Here is a 21,610-nt window from a genome sequence, read left to right as displayed (position 1 = left end):
TCAAGTCTTACGGAGGCGACATGGCGCCAACCGGCGCCATGCCGGCGAATTCCGTGAGGCAAGGGAGGCCAGAGGGAAAGTTCGGCTCCCGGGAGAGCACGGCATAAGCCGTCCGACCATCGCGCAGGGAAGGCCGTGTGTTCGGCGTCACCTGTATGCTGCTGTGCGGTTCTTCCTGCGTGTGCATTTCGCGCAGCGGACCGCGGGTGCCAGCCGGCACCCGGCCTTCCCTGCGCCCTTTTCTCCAGGAGGGCGTGACGAGAAGCGCAAACCTCGGGCGAAACACGCCGCGAGAAGGCGAAGGCGTATCTGCGAAACGAGATGCCGATTTGAGGACGACAACATTTCACCTTGCTCCGTCATTGCGAGGAGCGAAGCGACGAAGCAATCCAGAATCTTTCCACGGGAGGATTCTGGATTGCTTCGCTTGCGCTCGCAATGACGATGTGGAGGTCGCGGTGCACCCTTCCGTCACCGTACCCGGCTCAATGGCCAAGCCGTTGTCCCTGGAGGCGCTCTTCATGAGCGCGGGCGCTGGCAGTGCGTCTCACTCCGCAGCCACCATCTGCTGCGTGCGCCACTGGCCGAGGAGCGCGCGGAGCGAGGCCGGCTTGACCGGCTTGTTGAGCACTGCGACCTTCTCGTCGCGCGCAGCGACCTGCACGGCGGGGCTGCGGTCGGCGGTGATCAGGATCGCGGGAATGGCGTCGCCGAAGCGACGGCGGATGTCGCGGATGGCGGCGATGCCGTTGCCGCGGTCGAGATGATAGTCGACCAGGAGGCCGGTGACGCGCCGTCCCGCCGTCTCGATGGCGGCGATCGCGCCCTCGGGATCGGCGACCGCGATCACCTCGGCGTCCCAGGCCTTCAGCAGCGTGCGCATGCCGTCGAGGATCGCCGCGTCATTCTCGATACAGACGATCAGGGCACCCGAGATCGGCGTCCGCGCCAGCGGCGTCGCGCTGGTCACCGCGGCGGTGTGGGTGATCGCTTTCGCCGTCGGCACGGTCACGGAGAAGACCGAGCCGCCGCTTCTGTTGCCGTCGATGGCGATGCCGTGCTTGAGCACCCGCGCCAGCCGTTCGACGATCGACAGGCCGAGCCCCAGCCCGCGCGCGATCCGCGCGCCCTGCTCGAGGCGGTGGAATTCCTTGAAGATCTCGCCGCGCTTGACCGGCGGAATGCCGACCCCGGTGTCGTAGACGCAGATCTTGAGCGAAGGGCCTTGTCGGCGACAGCCGACCAGCACGCGGCCGCGCGGGGTGTATTTGATCGCATTCGAGATCAGGTTCTGCAGCAGGCGCCGCAGCAGGAGCCGGTCCGATTCGACCGGCAGCGAGCACGGCACGAAGGTGAGCTCCAGGTTCTTGGCGCGCGCGATCGGCGCGAACTCGATCTCCAGCGAGCGCATCAGATCGGCCATCTTGAAGCTCGAGATCGAGGTCGTCATCGCGCCGGCGTCCAGTCGCGAGATGTCCAGCAGCGCGCCGAGGATCTCTTCGATCGCCTGCAGGGATTCGTCGATGTTCTCGACCAGCCGCGTCTCCTCGCCGCTGTGCTGGCGTTCGACCAGGCTCGTGACATAGAGCCGCGCCGCGTTCAGCGGCTGGAGGATGTCGTGGCTGGCGGCGGCGAGGAAGCGTGTCTTGGAGATGCTGGCGTCTTCCGCGGCGCTCTTGGCCAGCGCCAGCTCGGAATTCAGCCGCGTCAGCTCCTCGGTGCGGTCGCGCACGCGCTTTTCCAGTGTCGCGTTGGCGCGCTCCAGTGCTTCCGCCGCCTCGAAGGTGGGTGTGACATCGGTGAAGGTGATGACGAAGCCGCCGCCGGGCATGCGGTTGGTAAGCACCTCGATCACCATGTGGCGTTCCGGCAGACGTTCGAGATATGGCTCGCTGTCGGTGGTGTAGGCGGCAAGGCGCCGCTCCAGCATGGCCTCGCGCTCGACCGGGTCGTCCGGATCGCTCACGCCGATGAATTCCAGGATCTCGCGCAGCGGCTCGCCGAACTGGACGATATGCGGGGGGACGTTGAGGAGATCGCCGAACTGCCGGTTGGAGCAGATCAGCTGCAGATCGGCATCGAACACGGCGATGCCCTGACGCACGTGGTTGAGCGCGGTCTGCAGGATCTCGCGGTTGAAATGCAGGGCTGCGTGCGAGTCGTCGAGCAGCTTGAGTGCGGCTTTGGCCGAGACCGTGCGCTTGCGCAGCAGCAGTGACATCACGAGGCGCGAGGAGGCCGCGCCGATCGAGGAGGCGATCAGGTGCTCGGCGTGCTGCAACAGCTCGAAATCGGCGGGCGCTCCAGCCTCCAGGCGAACGTTGCGCCGTGCGGAGAATGCCTCGAAGGAATGCCGGGCGCGGTCGGGTCCGAGATATTGCGCCACCGTGGTCTGGATGTCCTGCACGGTGACGGTGGTGCGCCAGCGGCGGAAACTAGGCGAGATCGGCGCAAGCGTATTGGGCACGAACAGATCGGCCTGCAGCAGCTCGATGGACGAGGGCCTTCGCGCCAGCGACAGCAGCACATAGGTCAGGATGTTGAGCGACAGCGACCAGATCACGCCGTGCATCAGGGGAGGCAGATCGGCGCCGAACAGCGCCTGCGGCCGCAGCGCCTCGATGCCGAACGGACCGTGCTGAAGCAGCAGGATGCCCGATGTCGAGGAATCCATGAAACTCGGAATGAACAGCGTGTAGAGCCACACCGCGAAGCCGACCAGCATGCCGCCGATGGCGCCGCGCGCGGTCGCGCGCCGCCACAGCAGCCCGCCGAAGAAGCTCGGCGCAAGCTGCGCGATGGCGGCAAAGGAGAGCAGGCCGATCGCCACGAGCTGGGTATTGCCGAGCGCGCGATAGTAGAAATAGGCCATCACCATGATGGCGAAGATCGCGAGCCGGCGCGAGCGCAGCAGGAAGTCGCTGAAATCCGCGCCGCCGGCGCGTCCTTCCGGCCGTCGTTGCAGCACCAGCGGCACCACGAGGTCGTTCGAGACCATGATGGAGAGTGCGACGCATTCGACGATCACCATCGCGGTCGCCGCCGACAGGCCGCCGACGAAAATGGCGACGCTGAGAAGCCCCGCACCGCCCTCCATCGGCAGCGCCAGCACGTACATGTCAGGGTCGGCCGCGCCGAACGGGAAGGTGACGAGGCCGGCGAGCGCGATCGGGATCACGAACAGATTGATGGCGACGAGATAGAGCGGGAACAGCCAGCGCGCGCGGCCGACCTCGGCATCCGAGGAGTTCTCGACCACGCTGACGTGGAACTGGCGCGGCAGCAGCATGATCGCGCAGAGCGACAGCAGCGTCATGGTGAGGAAGTTGCCGATCGACGGCGAATAGTTGATGGCGCGCACCGCCTCCGGCGTCTTCATGGCGCGCTCGATCAGTTCGTGCGGCGAGAACATCCAGAAGGTGACGAAGATGCCGGCGGCGAGGAAGGCGATCAGCTTGATGATGGATTCGGTCGCGACCGCCAGCATCAGGCCGTGCTGATGCTCGGTCGCGTCGGTCTGACGCGTCCCGAACAGCACCGCGAAGGCCGCCATTGCCAGCGTCACCATCAGCGCGACGTCGCCGACGATCGGGATGTGGGAGAAGGCCTGGTCTTCGCTCAGGATCGTTTCGAGCGAGGAGGCGACCGCCTTGAGCTGGAGCGCGATGTAGGGCACCGAGCCGATGATCGCGATCAGCGCCACGGTCGCCGCCACCGCCTGGCTCTTGCCGTAGCGCGCCCCGATGAAGTCGGCGATCGAGGTGATGTTGTGGGCTTTCGCCAGCTGGATCACGCGGCGCAACACGCCGGCCCCTAACCCGATCATCAGGATCGGGCCGACATAGATGGCGAGGAAGTCGGTCGAGGCGCGGGTGGCGAAGCCGACCGAGCCGAAGAAGGTCCAGGAGGTGCAGTAGATCGCCAGCGAGAGCGGATAGATCAGCCCGGAGGCACGGCCGCGCCCGGCCGGCGAGCGGCGGTCGCCATGGCTCGCCACCAGGAACAGGAAGCCGATATAGCCGAAGGCGGCGGCGATCACGCCCCAATCGTGCAGCATGGCGAGCGCGCTTCTCCCAGGGCGCTGGCCGCGCCCGAGCTCATTTTCGCTGCAAATCTATCGCGTTAGGCGGGGGGAGGCGACAGCGAAATGCTCGGAAGGGCGGGAACTGGGGTTGTCGTTAAGGTGCGCAGCTTGGGGTTTCCCGAGAGAATCCCCGCGTGGCACCCCCTCCCTGACCCTCCCCCACAAGGGGGGAGGGAACGGAGAGAGCCTTGCTCCTCGCGACAAAGATGCGACTGGCGTTGCTCGACTTATTGGGCTGGATGACGTGAGGTGGGCACACCTGTCTCGCTCCCTCCCCCGTGTGGGGGAGGGTTGGGGAGGGGGGTAGCTCCGGGAACGGTGGGAGTTGGGAGAGGCGAAACGCCTATTCCGCCGCGAGCGACTTCTCGCGCAGTGGCAGGCCGAGACAGTCCCACACCTGAAGCAGGGCCTCGGCGAGCTGATCGATCAGGCCGTCGTCATGATAGGGCGAGGGCGTGATGCGCAGCCGCTCGCTGCCCTTGGCGACCGTCGGATAGTTGATCGGCTGGATGTAGATGCCGTGCTCCTCGAGCAGCAGGTCGGACGCTTGCTTGCACTTCTCGGGATCGCCGACGAACAGCGGCACGATGTGGGTGTCGCTCGACATCACCGGCAGGCCGGCGGCGTTGAGGATCGCCTTGACGCGGGCGGCACGGTCCTGGTGGCGCTCGCGCTCCCAGTTCGAGGTTTTCAGATGCTTGATCGCGGCAGTCGCGGCCGAGCAGATCGCCGGCGGCAGCGCGGTGGTGAAGATGAAGCCCGGCGCATAGGAGCGCACGGCATCGATGATCTGGCCGTTGGCGGCGATGTAGCCGCCGAGGCAGCCGAACGCTTTCGCCAGCGTGCCTTCGAGGATGTCAATGCGATGCATGACGCCGTCACGCTCGGCGATGCCGCCGCCGCGCGGGCCGTACATGCCGACCGCGTGGACTTCGTCGACATAGGTCATCGCATCGTACTTCTCGGCGAGATCGCAGATCCTGGCGAGCGGGGCGACGTCGCCGTCCATGGAATAGAGGCTCTCGCAGACGATCAGCTTCGGCCGGTTCGGGCCGGCCGCTTTCAACAGCTCCTCGAGATGCGCAAGATCGTTGTGGCGGAACACGACCCGCTCGCAGCCGGACTGGCGGATGCCCTCGATCATCGAATTGTGGTTGAGCTCGTCCGACAGGATCAGGCAGTTCGGAATGAGTTTTGCGATGGTCGGGATGCCGGTCTGGTTCGAGACATAGCCCGAAGTGAACAGCAGCGCGGCTTCCTTGCCGTGGAGATCGGCGAGCTCGGCCTCGAGCTGGACCAGCGGATGATGCGTGCCGGCGATGTTGCGGGTGCCGCCGGCACCGGTGCCGACGCGCGTCGCGGTCTCGACCATGGCGCCGACCACTTTCGGGTGCTGGCCCATGCCGAGATAATCGTTGGAGCACCAGATCACGACGTCGCGCTTGCCCTTGGGCGAGTGCCAGACCGCGTGCGGGAATCGGCCGGCCGTGCGCTCCAGGTCGGCGAACACGCGGTAGCGCCGCTCGGAATGGAGACGATCGAGGGCGGAATCGAAGAACTGGTTGTAATCCATCGGCAAAACCTGCAACGGAACCCGGCCAAGGCGGCCGCTCATTTTTAGAGCTTTTCCAGCTCCAATGTCCATGCGCCCGCACACATTTGTGACGAGGCGCGCGGGTCCATTGATAGCGGCGTATCGCCGGCGATAGTTGATGTGGATCAAACGCCTAACGCTGGTCCGCCCGCGCGGGCCGAGGCTCCCGGGAAAGTCCGGGACCGTTGTCGCTGGCTTGGACATTTTGTCCATGGGGCGCGCGCCGTCCATGATTGCTGAGCCGGTCGCGCCGATGTCGTAGCCTTTGCCTTGGCGAGGCGCGGATCGGCGCCCGGCAAGCGCACGCGAAAGGACGCCCCGATGAAGCGTGTCATGGTTCTGAACGGTCCCAACCTCAATATGCTCGGCATCCGCGAGCCGCACATCTACGGCACCACGACGCTCGCAGAGGTCAACGCGAGCTGCGAGGCGGCTGCCGCAACCCTCGGGCTCAAGCTCGCCTTCCACCAATCCAACCATGAAGGCGTGCTGGTCGACCTGATCCAGTCGGCGCGGCAGGACGCCGATGCAATCATCATCAATCCGGCCGGCTTTTCCTTCACCTCGGTCGCGATCATGGACGCGATCAAGACGTTCGAAGGGCCGGTGCTGGAAGTCCACATCTCCAACATCCTCGCCCGCGACGAATATCACCGCCACTCCAAGATCTCGTTCGTGGCGAGCGGGGTGATCTGCGGCCTGGGTCCGTTCGGCTACATCGCCGCGCTGCACGCGATCGCGAATATGAAGTGACATGCCGCCACAAGCCCGGGCATGACGAAGCGACTCACGTCGTCCTGAACTGCAGCACGCCGTCCTTCGTCTCCGCCGTCAGCCGGCCCTCGACGATCATGTAGTTGACGTGGGCGACGAGCTCTCCGGCGGCAAAGCCCATCTGGTGTTCGTCGAGCACATGCTTGTTGAACACGACGGGTACCAAGGCGCGCGAGGTCTGCGGCACCTCGCGGCAGGCTTCCGCGATCAGGCGGCAGCGCTCTTCATGGTGGTCGGCGAGCTGCTTGATCCGGGTCTTCAGCCCGTAGAACGGCACGCCATGGCCGGGCAGCACCAGGACGTCATAGGGCAGCGTCGTGGTGAGGCTGGCGAGCGAGGCCAGATATTCGCCGAGCGAGTTCTGGTCGGGCTCGACCGCCCAGACGCTGACATTGGGCGAGATCTTGCTCAGCACCTGGTCGGCGGAGAGGAACAGCTTGTCGTCGGCGCAATACAGCATCACCTGGTCGAGCGCGTGGCCGCCGCCGGTGATCACCTTGAAGCGGCGCGTGCCGATCACGACGTCGTCGCCATGGGAGATGCGGCGGTAGGAGGGCGGCAGCACCGAAACGCGCTTGAGATAATCCTGGCCGCGGCCGAGCAGCTTTTCGGTGAGCGACTCGTCCATGCCATGGCGACGGAAGAACAGCCGCTGCGCCTCCTGCCGCTCCGCGGTGCCGCGGTTCTGGTGATAGACCGATTGCAGATATTCGACCTGCGACATCACCAGCGGGCAGTTGAACCGCTCGACGACCCAGCCTGCGAGCCCGACATGGTCGGGGTGGGAGTGGGTGACGATCAGGCGCGTGATGTGGACGCCCTTCAGCGGCCCGTCGAACAGCTTGGTCCAGGCCTCGATCGTCTCCTCGTTGCCGAAGCCGGTATCCACCATCGCATAGCCGTCGCCGTCGGCGAGCAGGTAGATGTTCACGTGGTTGAGGCGGAACGGCAATTTCAGCCGCGCCCACAGCACGCCGGGCCTGACCTCGACGATCTCGTCGTGGCCAGGGTGCTGCTCCCAGGGGTAGCGCAGGGCTTCGGCTGAGGACTGTGCGGTGTCGGTTTTCGCGTTCATGCTACCGGCTTAAACCCAGCGCGCGCGGGGCGCCAGCCGAAAAAGGCTGGCCCGTGGTCTCCGCATGGCGGTCATACCGGGCGTGTTTTTCCGTAGCCCGGACGAAGCGCCGTCCGGGCTACGGGCCGGCGCTGTTACGCCGCCCGCATGTTGTTGAGGAACGCGTCGATCTCTCCGCGCAGCATGTCGGCTTCGCGGCGGAGCGCGTCGGAGGCGCCCAGCACTTCGTTTGCCGCGGCGCCGGCTTCGGCGGAAGCCGTGGAGACGCCGACGATGTTGCTGGAGACCTCGCTGGTGCCGCCGGCCGCATGCTGGATGTTGCGCGCGATCTCGCGGGTGGCGGCGCCCTGCTCCTCGACCGCGGCTGCGATCGTCGTGGTCACGTTGTCGATCTCGCCGATGATCCGGCCGATGCCCTGGATGGCGCCGACCGCCGAGGTCGTGATCTCCTGCATGCTGGCGATCTGGGTGCGGATTTCCTCCGTGGCCTTGGCGGTCTGGCTCGCGAGGCTCTTCACCTCGGAGGCAACCACCGCGAAGCCGCGGCCGGCCTCGCCCGCACGCGCCGCCTCGATGGTGGCGTTGAGCGCGAGCAGATTGGTCTGCGAGGCGATGGTCTGGATCAGGTCGACCACGACGCTGATGCGGCTCGCGCTGTCGGCGAGGCTCTGCACCGTGGTGTCGGTGGCGCCGGCCTCGTCGACCGCCTTCTTGGCGATCGCGGCCGAGGTCACGACCTGCTTGCTGATCTCCTCGATCGAGGACGACAGCTGCTCGGTGCCTGACGACACGGTCTGCACGTTGACCGAGGTCTCCTCGGCGGCCGAGGCGACCGCGTTGACCAGCGCGTTGGACTGGTCGGCGGTGGTCGACATGCTCTGCGCGGTCGATTGCATCGAATTGGCCGACTGCGCCAGATTGTCGAGCGCGGAGCGCACCGTGCTTTCGAATTCGGCGATCTTGGCTTCCATGCGCGCGGCCCGCTCGGCCTTGGCGATCCGGTCCTTGTCCTGCTCGCCGGCGAGCGCCCGGGCTTCGATCATGCTGTCGCGGAACACGGTCAGCGTTTCCTTCATCACGCCGATCTCGTCGTTCTGCCGGGAGCGGACGATCTCGGTGTCGAGGTCGCCGGCCGACAGCAGCTGCATGGCGCGCTGAAGCTCGCGGATGCGGCGCAGGATGTTGCGGCCGACATAGAGCCAGACGAACAGCGCCGAGCCGACCAGCATCAAGGCCCCAAGCGCCAGCATCACGGTGGTCGCGAGCGAGGTCTCCTGCTGCGCCTGCGAGGTCGAGGCGTTGGTCTCTTTCTGCACGCCGTCGACGAGCTGCTGCACGCTGATGCCGAGGCCGACATTGAGCTTGCGGGTCTCGTCGAGGATGGTCTGGCCGTAGTCGACGGAGTCGAGCTCCTTCTCACGCAGGTTGAACACGCCGGTCTTGCCGGTGCCGAGCGCCAGCAGCTTCTCCGCCGTTTCGCGCAGCATCTTGTTGCCCTGATTGTCCGGCAACAGATCGAGGTTGGACCGCAGGCGTCCCTGCGCCGTCTTGAATTCCTTCTGGATGTCGTCGAGCTTGTCGCTGGTGTTGGCCGACAGCGCCGCACTCATGTCGGCGGCTGCGAGATTGCCGCTGGCGACGACGTTGCCGAGCTGGCCGACGGTCTGCGCGGCATCGCTGGCATCCGCGGCAGACAAGTCGGCCGAGCCGAGAATGGCGTTGACCCGGGTCTGCGCGTCGAGCATCGCCGGGCTGGCCGCGCCGACGAAGGCGCCCTGGGCGCTGCGCAGCGCGTCATATTGCTTGTCATGGAGGGCGGCGATATCCAGCCGTTCGCGCGCGGCCTTGGCCAGGCTCTGGGCCGCCTCGTTGATGCTCTTCATCGTCTCGCTGAGTCCGGAGACGACGGCCTTGTCGCCGCCGAGCTGGATGATCTCGTTGAGCTTCTGCTGTGTTTGCTCCTGCAGCTCCTTGAGCTTCTTGGTGCGCTCGTTCAGCGCTTCCTCGCTTTGTGCCGCGAGCAGGGCAGGTCCCTGTGCCGCAAGGCTCGCGCTCAATGCCGACAATTGCAGGCTGGCGGCAAGGCGCGGAATGTCCCGCCCGCTCAGTTCGGTCATGCGTCCGCCGAGATTCTGCAGCGCCAGGCCGGCGCCGGCCGCGATCACGAGGCCCATGCCGGCGATCACTGCGAAGGCGGCGAACAGGCTGCCGCGTACGCCCCAGGTCGGCATTTTGAAACGCGGCCGCATTCGGCCAAGTGGGCCGCCAAGTGAGCCGCCAAGGCTGAAACGGATCGCCATCGAAATTCCCCCAACGTTCTTGCTTCTGTTTGCGGCCGGCAGTATCCGCACGGCGGGTTAAAAATTCGCAATCTCCGCAAACGGTTGCATGTGTTCCGCAGGGCGAAAAAAGAAGGGCCGGCGAAATCGCCGGCCCCCCGTCATGGTAAGGTTGTGGTAACCGATCAGTAGCGCGCGACGGCCGGGCTTGCCCAGTTGAAGCGGTAGTTGACGCCCGCCTTGATGGTGTGGTCGTCGGTGGTGAAGCTGCCGGTGCCCGCGAGCGGGCCGCCGGTGAAGCTCGAGTCGCCGAAATTGTAGTACTGGTACTCGGCCTTGGCCGACCAGTTCGGGGCGAACATGTATTCGAGGCCGGCGCCGACGGTATAGCCGTTGCGGTGATCGCCGGTGATGACGAACGCGGTCGGCACGCCGCCGACGGTCACCTTCTCGTTGTTGTCCGAATAGGCGTAGCCGCCCTTCACATAGACGAGGCCGGGGCCCCAGGTGTAGCCGACGCGGCCGGTGATCGAGCCGAGGCCACGCTGGTCGTTGGTGTAGGCGATGCCGCCCGGAAACACGGCGCCGACGCTGCCGGAGAGCCAGGAATACTGGCCCTCGACGCCGACCACGAAGTTCGGGTGGAACTGCCAGTCGCCACCGACCTGCACGCCGCCGAGGAAGCGGCCGTTGCCGTTGTTGCCGGTGGAAAGGCCGTTGAAATTGTTGTCGCTGGAGAACGCGCCACCGACATGGCCGCCGATATAGAAGCCGGTCCAGTTGTAGATCGGCGCGGCATAGGCCGGCGCGGGCGACTTGTAATAGTTGCGGTTGCCGAGATCGGCACCGACGGCCGGTGCAGCAGCGCCCACCACGAGCAGCGCAACGGTCGCAAACAGAATCTTCTTCATCGTCTTGAACTCCGACACTTAAGGTCCCCGGCAGGCGCGCTTTCCGCGCCGCGTTGGTTTTGCAGATAGCTTCCTTTTGACGAAAATGCTGTCACATGCATGGCACAACGAGACCCAACCTAACTTATTGGGCTGCAAATGATTTTCGTGCTTAATGCCGGCTTAAGAAGTGGTGAAGGAAGGCTTAACTTCGCAGGGCTTCGGTAACCTCTGCGCGTCCTTCGTTAACCAAGACGCCGTCGCGCCTCATCGCGCATCTGCTCGCGGAACGCCGCGCGCTTTGCGGGGCGGTCCTCCTCGCGCACGTCATGTCGATCGAAGATGTCGAACTTCTCCAGGATGGGATAGCGCTCGCTCGCCATCGCAAGCACGCGCAGCACCTTGGTCACCGCCGGCGTCGGGCCGCTCACCTCCCAGCGCCGGATGGTGTCGCCGCCGCCTTTCTCCGGCAATCCGCAGAGCTTTGCCATGTCGGCCGCGGTGAGCTTCCGTTCGAGGGCGTCGGAGAGGTCGGCGCGGAGTTGCTTCAGTTCGGGCCCGGTCATGTCGCCTCAATACGCGAAGTCGCTGAGGGCAATGCACTAGCGCTGATTCGGGTCCATCCGAAGGCGGGGATGATCCGTCCGAAGCGGAGGTGACGAACGCATTGCTTCGCCACCTTCGCCAGCACACGGAGTTATGAACTTGTGCCTATGGACATCGTGCGATCAATGAACACATGCCACAAGGGCCCCAGCGATCGAGGGATCAGCCATGACAAGCATCAAACTCGCCATTGCCGCGCTCATCACGACCGGGCTGCTGGCCGCGCCCTTTGCGGCCGAAGCGAAGAAGGCGCGGTCGAGCCGACACTACAGCACGGGCGTGGTGGCCCCGACCTATGGCGGCGCCGGAGCGCCGGCAGCGCAGCCGCGGGCGTCCTACGGCTCGTCCGGCCAGACGGTCGGAACGGTCACGGCACCGTCGGTCGGATCTTACAATTGGCCCTCGGTCGGCGTGACCAACTCGGCGCCCACCTGGAGCAACACCACGAGATAAGTGCGGCCGTGCGGGTTAGCGCGTGCCGGTCGCCAGACCCGAGAGAAGGTATAGCGCGACCAGCAATGTCGCTACCGACAGCATCGTCGTGACCGAGACCGTGGCCGCGACCAGTTTCTCCTCGACCTTGTGCTCGTGCGCCAGCACGTACACCGTCTTCGCCGTGGGCACGGCGGCGCATATCACGGCGGCGACGGTGTAGAGCGCGTTGAGGCCGGTGACCACACAAAGTCCGTAGACGATCAGCGGCATGATCACGAGCTTCACGAGCGCGAGCGCGAACGTTGCCTTCAGGTTGGAGCGCAGGCCCTCGACCGACAGGCCGAGCCCGATGGCGAACAGTGCGCAGGGCGTGAGCGCGGCGGCGATCATGTTGAGATAGGCCGCGACCGGCGCCGGAATCGGCAGGCCCGTGATCGCCCAGACGAGACCGCTAAGCGTCGACAGCACCATCGGATTGAGCAGGATCTGCTTCGCGAGGCCGGCGGGCTGCGCGGACGATCCGCGCGCGTCCCTTTCCAGCAGGATGACCGTGATCGGAAACATCACGGCCGCGACGAATACCGTCGCTACCGCAGCAGGCAGGACGGCGGGCTGGCCGTAGATCGCGTGCAGGATCGGCAGCGCCACGAAGCCGGTATTGGTCATCGCCGCCGCCATGCCTTGAATCGTGCTGCTGGCGAGATCATGCTTTCCGCCGGCGCGGACCACCAGGAAGACCAGCGCAAAGCAGACGAGGGAGCCGCCGCCGAACGCGAGCAGGAAACGCCATTCCAGCAGATTGCCCGCGGGCTCCTGCGCGATGGTGACGATCAATAGCGCAGGCATTGCCACGTTGTAGGCGAAATGCACCAGCGCGTCGGCGAGCGAGCGGGAGAGATAGCCGAGCTCGCCGGCCAGCCAGCCGGTGACGATGATCGCGAATACGGGAAGAACGAGGCTCGCGACTTCAATCCGGCTTCCCCCTTGCTGCCAATGGCCGCAACGAGAGGTTACCCCGGCAATGGAGTGTCGTCACTGCTTTGGTCGAGCCGTGGCCCTGGCTCAAGAGCTCCCTTCAGTCGAGACCGTCATGGCTGGGCGTGGCGGGCCGATCGAACGCGGCCGTCAGAGGCTAGATGCCCCGGCCGGCCTGTCGACCGATCACGCAGCGCCACGCAGCCAGTCGCTCCGCTGGATGCTGGTTCATCCAGTCGGCGAGCTGCGGTGCGCCCATCAGGCAGGACTGCACCGAGACCTCGGCGAAATCCGAGGTGGTGACGACCTGCTCGTGACAATTGGTCGGGGAGGCAAGGCTGCAAAGCACGGCGATGATCTTGATCACGACAGGTTACCCCCGTCGCGGCCGATATATGTACGACCCATCGCGGCCTTATCCTGGCCTTCGCTGGCCGGGTCGGTCGGCGGGAAGATACTGTCGTAGATGGCGCGCGCCTCCTGGATGAGACGTGCTCGCTCGCGCTCGGACTTGGAGACAAATCGAATGACTTCGCCCATGTTGGCTCCGAATATCAGTTGGCAAATCCCGTCATCAGATGACGCTTATCATTTCATCGTCATCTATGACGCCGTCTTCGGCTTTGAAGCGGTGTCGCCGATCACGAAGGAGTAAAAAGCGCGTGAGCGCACTCCGGAATCCCAACGTCTCCCGTGCCTTTGATGCGCCGGGTTGAGATACCGCTCACCAGCTCACATCCGTTGCGGGGCTTCGGGAGCCGCGCGAGCGAATGCTGGTGTCGACTTGCTCCTTGCGCTCATCGGCAAGGATATTTTCGTCAAGAAAATTCTTCTGGACCGAATTTGTTTCACCTCGGGCCGCGTGCAAGTTTTTGGAACCATCCCGGAATTCGGCAACTCGATACGATCGATCGTCACGCCGCCGGCGCGCGCTCTTTCCGTCCCGGCACCGCCGCCAGCAGCTCGCGCGTATAGGCATGCTCCGGCGCGGCGAACAGCTGCGCGGTCGGCTTCAGCTCGACGATGGCGCCGCGCTGCATCACCGCGATGCGGTCGCAGATCTGGGCGGCGACGCGTAGATCGTGGGTGATGAACAGCATCGAGAGACCGAGGCGCGTCTTGAGGTCTTCGAGCAGCCGCAAGACTTGCGCCTGGACGGAGACGTCGAGCGCGGAGACGGCCTCGTCCGCGACGATGATCTCGGGTTCGAGTGCGAGCGCGCGCGCAATGCCGATGCGCTGGCGCTGGCCGCCGGAGAATTCATGCGGATAGCGCTCGAGCGCGCCGGCATCCAGGCCCACCATCTTGAGGAGATCGCGGGCCCGGTCGAACGCGACCTTGGGATCAAGGCCGGCCGCGATCGGACCGTCGGCGATGATGTGGCCGATCTTGCGGCGCGGATTGAGCGAAGCGAACGGATCCTGAAAGATCATCTGGATGCGATGGCGCTCGGCACGCAGCGCCTTGCCTGAGAGCTGGGTGAGATCGGTCTCGCCGATCCGCACCGTGCCGCGGTCGGCCTCGATCAGCCGCATCACCAGGCGCGCCACCGACGATTTGCCGGAGCCGGATTCGCCGACGAGGCCGAGCGTCTCGCCCCTGAGGATGTTGAAATTGACCGCGCGCGCGGCATCGACGCGGCGGTCTTCGCGAAACCAGCCGCCCGAGGTGACATAGGTCTTGTCGAGCCCGATCACCTCGACGGCCCTGGCCTGGTCGTCGAGCGGCTCGCGCGCCGGCGGGTCCATCGAGGGCACGGCGGCGAGCAGCGCCTTGGTGTAGTCGTGCTGCGGCGCGTTGAAGACGGTTGCGGCCGGACCTTCCTCGACGACCTTGCCGTGCCGGAGCACGACGACCTGGTCGGCGATATCGGCGACCACGCCGAAATCGTGGGTGATGAACATCACCGCCATGTTGCGATTGCGCTGGAGGTTGCGGATCAGCTTGAGGATCTGCGCCTGCGTGGTGACATCGAGCGCGGTGGTCGGCTCGTCCGCGACCAGCACGGCCGGCTCGAGCGCGAGCGCCATCGCGATCATGGCGCGCTGGCGCTGACCGCCGGAGAGCTGGTGCGGATAGGCGCGGACGATGCGCTCGGGGTCGGGCAGGCCGACCTCCCGTGCCAAAGCGAGCGCTCGCGCGCGCCGCTCCCTCGGCGTCAGCAGGCCGTGCGCCTCGAACATCTCCGCCATCTGGTCGCCGATCCGCATCAACGGATTGAGCGCGGTCATCGGCTCCTGGAAGATCATCGCGAGACGGCGGCCGCGCAGATCGCGCCAACCGTCGTCGTCGAGCTTGAGCAGGTCGCGTCCCTCGAACTGGATCTCGCCGGAGGCGACCGAGACCGTATCCGGCAACAGGCCCATCAGCGCATGCGCGCACATCGACTTGCCGGAGCCGGACTCGCCGACGACGCAGACGATCTTGCCGGGCCGCAAGTCGAGCGAGACGCCGTCGACCGCGAAGGGACGCTCGGCGCCTTTGGGCAGGGCAATTCGCAGGTTCTTGATGGAGACGGCGGGCGGGGCGGTCATTGTCAGCGTCCCTCCCGCGACAGGCGCGGATTGAGCGCGTCGTTGAGGCCTTCGCCGATCAAATTGAGCCCGAGCACGGAGATCAGGATGGCGACACCGGGAAACACCGTGATCCACCAGGCCTGGCGGATCACGGTGCGGCCGGCGCCGACCATGTAGCCCCAGGAGATCAGATTGGGGTCGCCGAGGCCGAGGAACGACAGCGAGGATTCCAGGAGGATCGCGGTCGCCACCATCAGTGAGGCCAGCACGATCACGGGCGACAGTGCGTTCGGCAGGATCTCGCGCATGATGATCCAGGTGTTGCTCTGGCCTGTGACCACCGCCGCCTGGACATATTCGCGCGTGCGCAGCGACAGCACCTCGCCGCGCACGAGGCGGGCGACCGGCGGCCAGCTCACCAGCGCGATCGAGGTCACGATCGAATAGATCGAGGGCTGCAGGATCGCGACCAGCACGATCGCAAGCGCGAAGCTCGGAATGGTCTGGAAGAACTCGGTGAAGCGCATCAGGGCGTCATCGACCCTGCCGCCGAAATAGCCGGCCATGGCGCCGATGGGAACGCCGACGATCAGCGCGACCAGCGTGGAGACGAGGCCGACAAGCAGCGAGACGCGCGCGCCAAAAATCATACCGGCGAACACGTCGCGGCCGAGCGCGTCGGTGCCGAGCGGCACGGCGGAGAGCGTAAACGGCGGCAGGAACGGCCGCTGCACCATCCGCCATGGCGAGTTCGGGAACAGCATCGGTCCGAACAATGCGACCGAGATCGCGAGAACCAGAATGATGAGCCCGATGACGCCGCTCGGGCTACGCAGCATCGATTTCCAGAACTGTTTCATGAGGCGAATTCGATGCGCGGATCGACCAGGCGATAGACGAGGTCGGTGATGAGGTTGAAGATCAGGACCATGGCGGAGCAGATCACGAAGACGCCGAGCAGCAGATTGTAGTCCCGCTGCAACAGCGCGTCGTACATCAGCCGTCCGATGCCGGGCCAGGCGAACACGGTCTCGGTGATGACGGCGCCGCCGATCAGCGTGCCGGAATGCACGCCGGCCAGCGTCACGACGGGGAGCAGCGCGTTGCGCAGCACGTGGCGGCGCTGGATCACGGCGTCCGAGAGGCCCTTGGCGCGCGCGGTCTTGACGAAGTCGAGCCGCTTCACCTCCAGCATCGAGGCGCGCGTCATGCGGGTATAGGTCGCCATGAAGAACAGGCCGAGCGTCATCGCCGGCATGATCAGGTGTTTTGCGACGTCGACCGCGTGGGCGAAGCCGGTGAGGTTCGCACCGACCGTCTCGTAACCAAAACTCGGCAGCCAATCCATGGTGACCGAGAACAGCAGGATGCCCATCAACGCCACCCAGAAGATCGGCATGGCGTAGAAGATCAGCGCGAAAACGGTGATGGCGGTGTCGAGGAAGGTTCCGGCAAAGCGCGCGGCGAAGGTGCCGAAGAGAATGCCGAGCATGAGCGAGATCGCGAATGCCGTCAGCGTCAGCAGCAGCGTCGCCGGCAGCCGCTCGCCGATCAGCTTTGCGACCGGCGCCTGCTGGCGGAAGGAGAAGCCGAGGTCGAGGGTGACGACGCCCTTGACGTAGAGGAAGAGCTGCTCCGGCAGCGGCTTGTCGAGGCCGAATTTCTCCCTGAGCTGCTTGACGAAGATCTGGTCACTGGCCCCGGCCTCGCCCGCCATCACCACCGCGGGGTCGCCCGGCGCAAGCCGGATCAGGAAGAAATTGAGGACGACGATCGCAAGCAGGACGATCACGCCCTTGAGGACACGCTGAGCGACGAAGGAGAGCATCTAGTGAGTCATATTGGTGATGTGACCTGAAGCCACGGAGACGGAGCGACTCCCTCGCCCCGCTTGCGGGGAGAGGGTTGGGGTGAGGGGGACTCTCCGCGAGCGTATCAGCAGTTGGACTCGTGGAGACTCCCCCTCACCCGAATGTGCGCTATGCGCACATTCGACCTCTCCCCGCAGGCGGGGAGAGGTGAAGAAGGAAGGGCTCACTTGTCGAGCCATGCGTCCTTGAAGCCGTCATTGACCCCGATCCCCGTGGTGATCAGGTTCTTGACCTTGCAGCGCATGATGGTCGGGAATTGCAGCTCGAGCATCCAGGCCACCGGCACGTCTTCGACCAGGATCTTCTGCGCCTTCTCGTAGATCTCCTTGCGCTTGGAGTCCGGCGTTGCGACGGCGCCGTCGGCGAACAGCTTGTCGATCTCGGGGTTGGAGTAGCCCTCGACGTTGTTGAAGACCTGGCCCTTGGCGATGGCGCTGGAGACGTAGTTTCGGCCGACGCCGAGCGCGGGATCGCCATACTGGTAGAGATAGGTGAAGGCGATGTCGTAGTCCCAGTCGCCGATCTTCTGGTTGCCGCCAGCGACGTCTGTGGCGATGGTCTCGATGTTGATGCCGACGTCCTGGAGGTTCTGCTTCACCGCTTCACCCCAGCGCTGCCAGGTCTCGCCATAAGCGAGCGGCAGCAGGCGGATCTTCTCGCCCTTGTAGCCGGCTTCCTTCAAGAGGGCCTTGGCCTTGGCCGGGTCGTACGGATATTTCGGCACGTCGTCAGTATAGTATTTGATGGTCGAGGCGGAGGGGCCGGTCGCGACCTTGCCGAGCCCGTTCCAGATCACGTCCTTGGCGAATTCGCGGTCGATCGCATACATGACCGCCTGCCGCACCCGCTTGTCGGCGAGCGGGCCCTGGCGGTTGTTGAGCCACAGCCAGGCCAGCGGCGAGAAGAACTCCCAGCCGGCGCCGGTGACGCAGGTGTCCTTCAACTTGGACAGCCTGGGCACGTCGAAGTTCTCGACCGAGCCGCCGGGCAGCACGTCGACCTTGCCAGTCTCGTAGGCCACCGAGCGAGCGGCGGCGTCGGGAATGATCTGCCAGTAGATCTCGTCGAGATAGGGTTTGCCCTTCTCGTGATAGTTCGGGTTCTTGGCCAGGCGAATGAACGAGCCCTTCTGCCATTCCTTGAACATGAAGGGGCCGGTGCCGACCGGGGCGTTGTTGTAGGGATTGGTCTTCCAGTCGGTGCCGTCATAGAGATGCTTCGGCACCATCGGCATCGAGCCGACCTCGAAGATGCCGAGGAACGGGCCGAACGGCTGCTTGAGCGTGAAGACGACCGTGTAGTCGTCGGGCGCCTCGACCTTGTCGACCTGCGCGAGGTTGTTGCGGGCGCGCGCGTGGGTCTGCTTCAGCATCTCGACCGAGAACAAGACGTCGGCGGCGGTGAAAGGCTTGCCGTCATGCCAGGTGACGCCCTTCCGGAGCTTGAAGGTGTAGGTCTTGGCGTCCTCGCTGACGCTCCAGCTTTCGGCGAGCTCCGGCTGCGGTTCGAGCTTGGGGCTGTAGCGCAGCAGCCCTTCGAAGATGTTGCCCGACACCATCTGCACCGGGCCGTTCTGGACCATCGCCAGCATCAGGCCGGGCGGCTCAGGCTGGATCACCGCATTGATCACACCTCCCGTCTTCGGCTCTTGCGCCAGTGTCGGGGCCGTGAGGCCGCACGCCAGGAGGAGACCAAGCAACACTCGTTTCGGCATGTCGTATCTTTCTCAAGCGAGACCAGCCGTCAACGCTTCGCACGTCATGGCGCGCAAAGCTACGGCCGGCCCATCCCAGTCCCCATCCGGTATCGAGGCTCACACAGTCCCGTTCCGCGCCGCAAGATGAAAGTCGCGACAGTGTTCGCACAAAAAATGTACAGCGCGTCCTGTTTTCACTTGATTCATCGTCGTGCCGCGGAGACAAGTCGGCGATGGACAATGCCACGCGCTCCGAACGGTCCCGCAATGCTGCGCTCGAAGCAGCCATCGCGATCATCGCGCGCGACGGGCCGGGCCGGTTGACGCTCGATGCGATTGCGCGCGAGAGCGGGCTGAGCAAGGGCGGCGTGATGCATCAGTTCCGCACCAAGGAGGCGGTGCTGAAGGCACTCCTCGAGCGGCAGATGGCGCATTTCGAGGAATTCTCGACGCGTTATATGGCGAAGGCGGGCGAGACCTCCGCGAATCCCAATCTGGCGACCCAACTGGCCACGGTGCGCGAAGCGGCGACGTCGCCGAATTCCGCCGCGCTGGCGCTGGTTGCGGCCATGGTGGAGAATCCGCGTCTGATGGCGCTGCCGCGCGAGCGCGAGATGGAGCGGATGGCCGCGATCAGGGAAGAGGCCACGGATCCCGATCTCGCGATGCTGCGCTGGGCCGGAGCGATGGGACTGCTATTGAGTTCGCTGTTCGGCATGTCGCCGCTCAGCAAGGACGAGCACCAGCGACTGTTCGCGCGCCTGCTCGACGATGCGCAGTGGACCGGCCTCGAACAGCCGGCCGCAAAACGTGCCGCCAAATCCGGAACGGCAGCGGTCGCGAAGGCTGCAACCCGGCGCAAGCGCGCCTGATTCATCGTTAACGAATTCGAACCGGGGCCTGCCCAAAGCCGCGCCTGCGGCCAAATGCGTCAGGACGTGACTTTCGAACTTTACAAACCGCCTGGTCGGTTTTATAACTCCGAGCACTGAGGCAGCCCATCGCTTCCGAAACGCCCCGGACGAAGCCGAGGGTTGGCAATGGTGAGCCCCGCAGCCGCGTCTGTCCCTGAGGTGGCTGAGGTCGCCATCGCCAGAACAGTGCCAAGAGGAGTCTGGAATGAATCGCTCGATCGCGGTGCGCGGTCCGGGAACGCTGGTGCTTTGCGTGGCCGTGGCCGGCTGCGCGTCGATCGCGCCGGTACCCTATTCGGAGATGGCGTCCTCGGCCTACATGGCGCCGGACAAATCGGACGTCTCCGGCCGCGTACCCTACCGCTATTCCTCGCCGGTCGACTGGCGCACCTATGGCAAAGTGATCCTCGATCCCGTCGTGGTCTATCGTGGCCGGGATCATCAGTTCGGCGACATGTCCGGCAAGGACAAGGCGACGCTCGCTGCCTACATGCAGAACTGTTTCGCCGACCGGCTGCGCGGCCGCTTCGTGCTGGTGCGCGAGCCCGGGCCGAACACGCTGCGGATCAGGCTGACACTCACCGGCGCCGTCGCCAACACGCCGGTGCTCGGCACGCTCTCGCGCTTCGACCTTGCCGGCGCCGTCTACAACGGCGTGCAGGCGGCGCGCGACGGCGAGGGGACGATGACCGGCTCGGTCGTCTACGGCGTCGAGATCTTCGACGCAACGACCTCGCGGCTGCTCTCCGCCTACGTCACCAAGCAATACCCCGCTGCCTACGACATCAAGGCCACCGCCGGCGCGCTCGCGGCCGCCACGGCGGGCCTCGACAAGGGCGCCGACGCGCTGATGGCGCAGCTGAACTGACGCCGCGATCCATTCAACGAAAGGTGTTGCTGATGAACATTCTCCTTCGCTTCGTGCTGCGCATCGCGATCACGATCGTGATGCTGGCGTTTGGCGGCCGCGCCGGCGCCGTCACGCCGACAGATCCGAGCGGCACCTGGCTGGTCGAGGACGGCCGCGCCCGAATCCGCCTCGAGCGCTGCGGGCCGTCGCGCGATCGCCTCTGCGGCTTCATTGTCTGGATGAAGGAGGCGGCCGACAAGCGCGGCCAGCCTTACCGCGACAGCCAGAATCCGGATCCGGACAAGCGCGCCCGCACATTGCTCGGCCACCAGCTCATCATGGGTCTGCAGGGAACGCCCGAGGGGCGCTTCGCCGGCGACATCTACAACGCCGAGGACGGCAAGTCCTACTCGGTGTCGATCTGGCGCGAGTCGCCTGATCGCCTCAAGCTCAAGGGCTGCCTCATCAAATTCCTGTGCCAGACCCAGACCTGGCAGCAGACCCTCGACGTTCTGCCCGGCCAGCTCGTCGGCCTGACCGGCGATCTCAACGGCCCGCGCGCCGACAAGGAATGGGCGGCGGTGCCGGCCCCGAGGCCGATCCAGGCCAAAGCGAAGTAGTCTTCAGGAGGTCCGCAGCGCCCGGCGCAATTCGTCGAGCGCGTCCGCGAGCTGCTCGCGGTGTGCGATGTCGTCCTTGGGGAGGGCGGCGACGCTGACGGCGAGCTCACGCAGGATGCCGGCGAGGAGGCCGAAATTGAGGTGCAGGTGCACCGATTTGCGTTCGTCGGCGGCGCCGGGATGCTGCAGCACCAGCGCAACACCGCTGCCATCGAGCCGCGCCTCGAACCGCGACGAATGCTCGAAGGTGCCGACATAGAACTTGTCGGGATATTCGAGCGCGACCTCTGCTTTGTCGGGAACCGGCCTGGACATCTGAACCTCGTCGATATCAGCCATTTCTGGCCGGGAATAAACCCGGCTGCCTTGCGATAGGTCAGAGACGGCTTTCGAATTTGATCCGGATCAAAGCCAGGCCGCCGCTTTTGCGA

General features: G+C 65.4%; 19 protein-coding genes. 5 read left to right on the top strand and 14 right to left on the bottom strand.

All coding sequences use genetic code 11. The features are described 5' to 3' along the window. Nucleotides 1–547: 547 nt before the first annotated feature. On the bottom strand, nt 548–4,057 hold the full coding sequence (locus tag GDN70_RS00160; protein ID WP_028139860.1) for a PAS domain-containing hybrid sensor histidine kinase/response regulator: 3,510 nt from the start codon (nt 4,055–4,057) through the stop codon (nt 548–550). Nucleotides 4,058–4,427: 370 nt separating this feature from the next. Then, complete coding sequence (gene hemA / locus GDN70_RS00155) at nt 4,428–5,657, bottom strand: 5-aminolevulinate synthase (RefSeq protein ID WP_028139861.1); 1,230 nt, start codon at nt 5,655–5,657, stop codon at nt 4,428–4,430. 342 nt (nt 5,658–5,999) lie between these two features. Between hemA and aroQ the strand changes: the two genes are divergently transcribed. After that, on the top strand, nt 6,000–6,431 hold the full coding sequence (gene aroQ, locus GDN70_RS00150) for a type II 3-dehydroquinate dehydratase (protein ID WP_028139862.1): 432 nt from the start codon (nt 6,000–6,002) through the stop codon (nt 6,429–6,431). A gap of 34 nt (nt 6,432–6,465) precedes the next feature. On the opposite strand, the gene GDN70_RS00145 is transcribed toward aroQ, so the two are convergent. The 4 genes from GDN70_RS00145 to GDN70_RS00130 form a co-directional block, all read right to left on the bottom strand. Next, complete coding sequence (locus GDN70_RS00145) at nt 6,466–7,527, bottom strand: MBL fold metallo-hydrolase (RefSeq protein ID WP_028139863.1); 1,062 nt, start codon at nt 7,525–7,527, stop codon at nt 6,466–6,468. Nucleotides 7,528–7,661: 134 nt separating this feature from the next. Continuing rightward, the gene (locus GDN70_RS00140) at nt 7,662–9,827 is read right to left on the bottom strand and encodes a methyl-accepting chemotaxis protein (RefSeq protein WP_028139864.1); all 2,166 of its coding nucleotides are present in this window, start codon (nt 9,825–9,827) and stop codon (nt 7,662–7,664) included. Between the two features lie 164 nt (nt 9,828–9,991). Next, the gene (locus tag GDN70_RS00135; RefSeq protein ID WP_028139865.1) at nt 9,992–10,717 is read right to left on the bottom strand and encodes an outer membrane protein; all 726 of its coding nucleotides are present in this window, start codon (nt 10,715–10,717) and stop codon (nt 9,992–9,994) included. A gap of 224 nt (nt 10,718–10,941) precedes the next feature. Then, entirely contained in the window at nt 10,942–11,262 is a 321-nt protein-coding gene (locus GDN70_RS00130) for a hypothetical protein (RefSeq protein ID WP_028139866.1), read from the bottom strand. Nucleotides 11,263–11,470: 208 nt separating this feature from the next. Here GDN70_RS00130 and GDN70_RS00125 point away from each other — a divergent pair, with 208 nt between their 5' ends. After that, nucleotides 11,471–11,755 (top strand): hypothetical protein, encoded by a 285-nt coding sequence (locus GDN70_RS00125; RefSeq protein WP_028139867.1) that lies wholly within the window; start codon nt 11,471–11,473, stop codon nt 11,753–11,755. A gap of 15 nt (nt 11,756–11,770) precedes the next feature. Here GDN70_RS00125 and GDN70_RS00120 read toward each other — a convergent pair whose 3' ends face one another. The 7 genes from GDN70_RS00120 to GDN70_RS00095 all read right to left on the bottom strand — a co-directional run bounded on the left by GDN70_RS00120 (nt 11,771) and on the right by GDN70_RS00095 (nt 18,813). Continuing rightward, on the bottom strand, nt 11,771–12,655 hold the full coding sequence (locus GDN70_RS00120; RefSeq protein WP_244439188.1) for an AEC family transporter: 885 nt from the start codon (nt 12,653–12,655) through the stop codon (nt 11,771–11,773). Between the two features lie 214 nt (nt 12,656–12,869). Continuing rightward, nucleotides 12,870–13,079 (bottom strand): hypothetical protein, encoded by a 210-nt coding sequence (locus GDN70_RS00115; protein ID WP_028139869.1) that lies wholly within the window; start codon nt 13,077–13,079, stop codon nt 12,870–12,872. Next, nucleotides 13,076–13,252 (bottom strand): hypothetical protein, encoded by a 177-nt coding sequence (locus GDN70_RS34825; RefSeq protein WP_162832263.1) that lies wholly within the window; start codon nt 13,250–13,252, stop codon nt 13,076–13,078. Before GDN70_RS34825 ends, GDN70_RS00115 begins: the two co-directional genes overlap by 4 nt. Before the next feature lie 374 nt (nt 13,253–13,626). Then, nucleotides 13,627–15,246, bottom strand: coding sequence for an ABC transporter ATP-binding protein (locus GDN70_RS00110; RefSeq protein WP_028139870.1), 1,620 nt, complete (start codon nt 15,244–15,246; stop codon nt 13,627–13,629). 2 nt (nt 15,247–15,248) lie between these two features. Continuing rightward, nucleotides 15,249–16,088: an ABC transporter permease gene (locus GDN70_RS00105; RefSeq protein WP_028139871.1), complete on the bottom strand. Its 840-nt coding sequence runs from the start codon at nt 16,086–16,088 to the stop codon at nt 15,249–15,251. Then, a complete protein-coding gene (locus GDN70_RS00100) occupies nt 16,085–17,056 on the bottom strand; it encodes an ABC transporter permease (RefSeq protein WP_028139872.1) in 972 nt (323 codons plus the stop codon). The genes GDN70_RS00105 and GDN70_RS00100 overlap by 4 nt, the downstream gene beginning before the upstream one ends. A 206-nt stretch (nt 17,057–17,262) precedes the next feature. Further along, the gene (locus GDN70_RS00095; protein WP_028139873.1) at nt 17,263–18,813 is read right to left on the bottom strand and encodes an ABC transporter substrate-binding protein; all 1,551 of its coding nucleotides are present in this window, start codon (nt 18,811–18,813) and stop codon (nt 17,263–17,265) included. Between the two features lie 215 nt (nt 18,814–19,028). Between GDN70_RS00095 and GDN70_RS00090 the strand changes: the two genes are divergently transcribed. From GDN70_RS00090 to GDN70_RS00080, 3 genes are all read left to right on the top strand, one after another. Beyond that, nucleotides 19,029–19,667: a TetR/AcrR family transcriptional regulator gene (locus tag GDN70_RS00090; RefSeq protein ID WP_152102018.1), complete on the top strand. Its 639-nt coding sequence runs from the start codon at nt 19,029–19,031 to the stop codon at nt 19,665–19,667. Between the two features lie 247 nt (nt 19,668–19,914). Further along, entirely contained in the window at nt 19,915–20,577 is a 663-nt protein-coding gene (locus tag GDN70_RS00085; protein WP_152102017.1) for a DUF3313 domain-containing protein, read from the top strand. A gap of 32 nt (nt 20,578–20,609) precedes the next feature. Next, on the top strand, nt 20,610–21,179 hold the full coding sequence (locus GDN70_RS00080) for a DUF2147 domain-containing protein (protein ID WP_095425128.1): 570 nt from the start codon (nt 20,610–20,612) through the stop codon (nt 21,177–21,179). Nucleotides 21,180–21,182: 3 nt separating this feature from the next. Here GDN70_RS00080 and GDN70_RS00075 read toward each other — a convergent pair whose 3' ends face one another. Then, complete coding sequence (locus GDN70_RS00075) at nt 21,183–21,494, bottom strand: hypothetical protein (RefSeq protein ID WP_028139877.1); 312 nt, start codon at nt 21,492–21,494, stop codon at nt 21,183–21,185. Nucleotides 21,495–21,610: the final 116 nt, after the last annotated feature.

This window comes from Bradyrhizobium sp. TM102, from assembly GCF_009176685.1.
In the GTDB taxonomy this organism is placed as follows: Bacteria; Pseudomonadota; Alphaproteobacteria; order Rhizobiales; family Xanthobacteraceae; genus Bradyrhizobium; species Bradyrhizobium ottawaense.
This window is presented reverse-complemented; position numbering and strand designations above follow the sequence as displayed.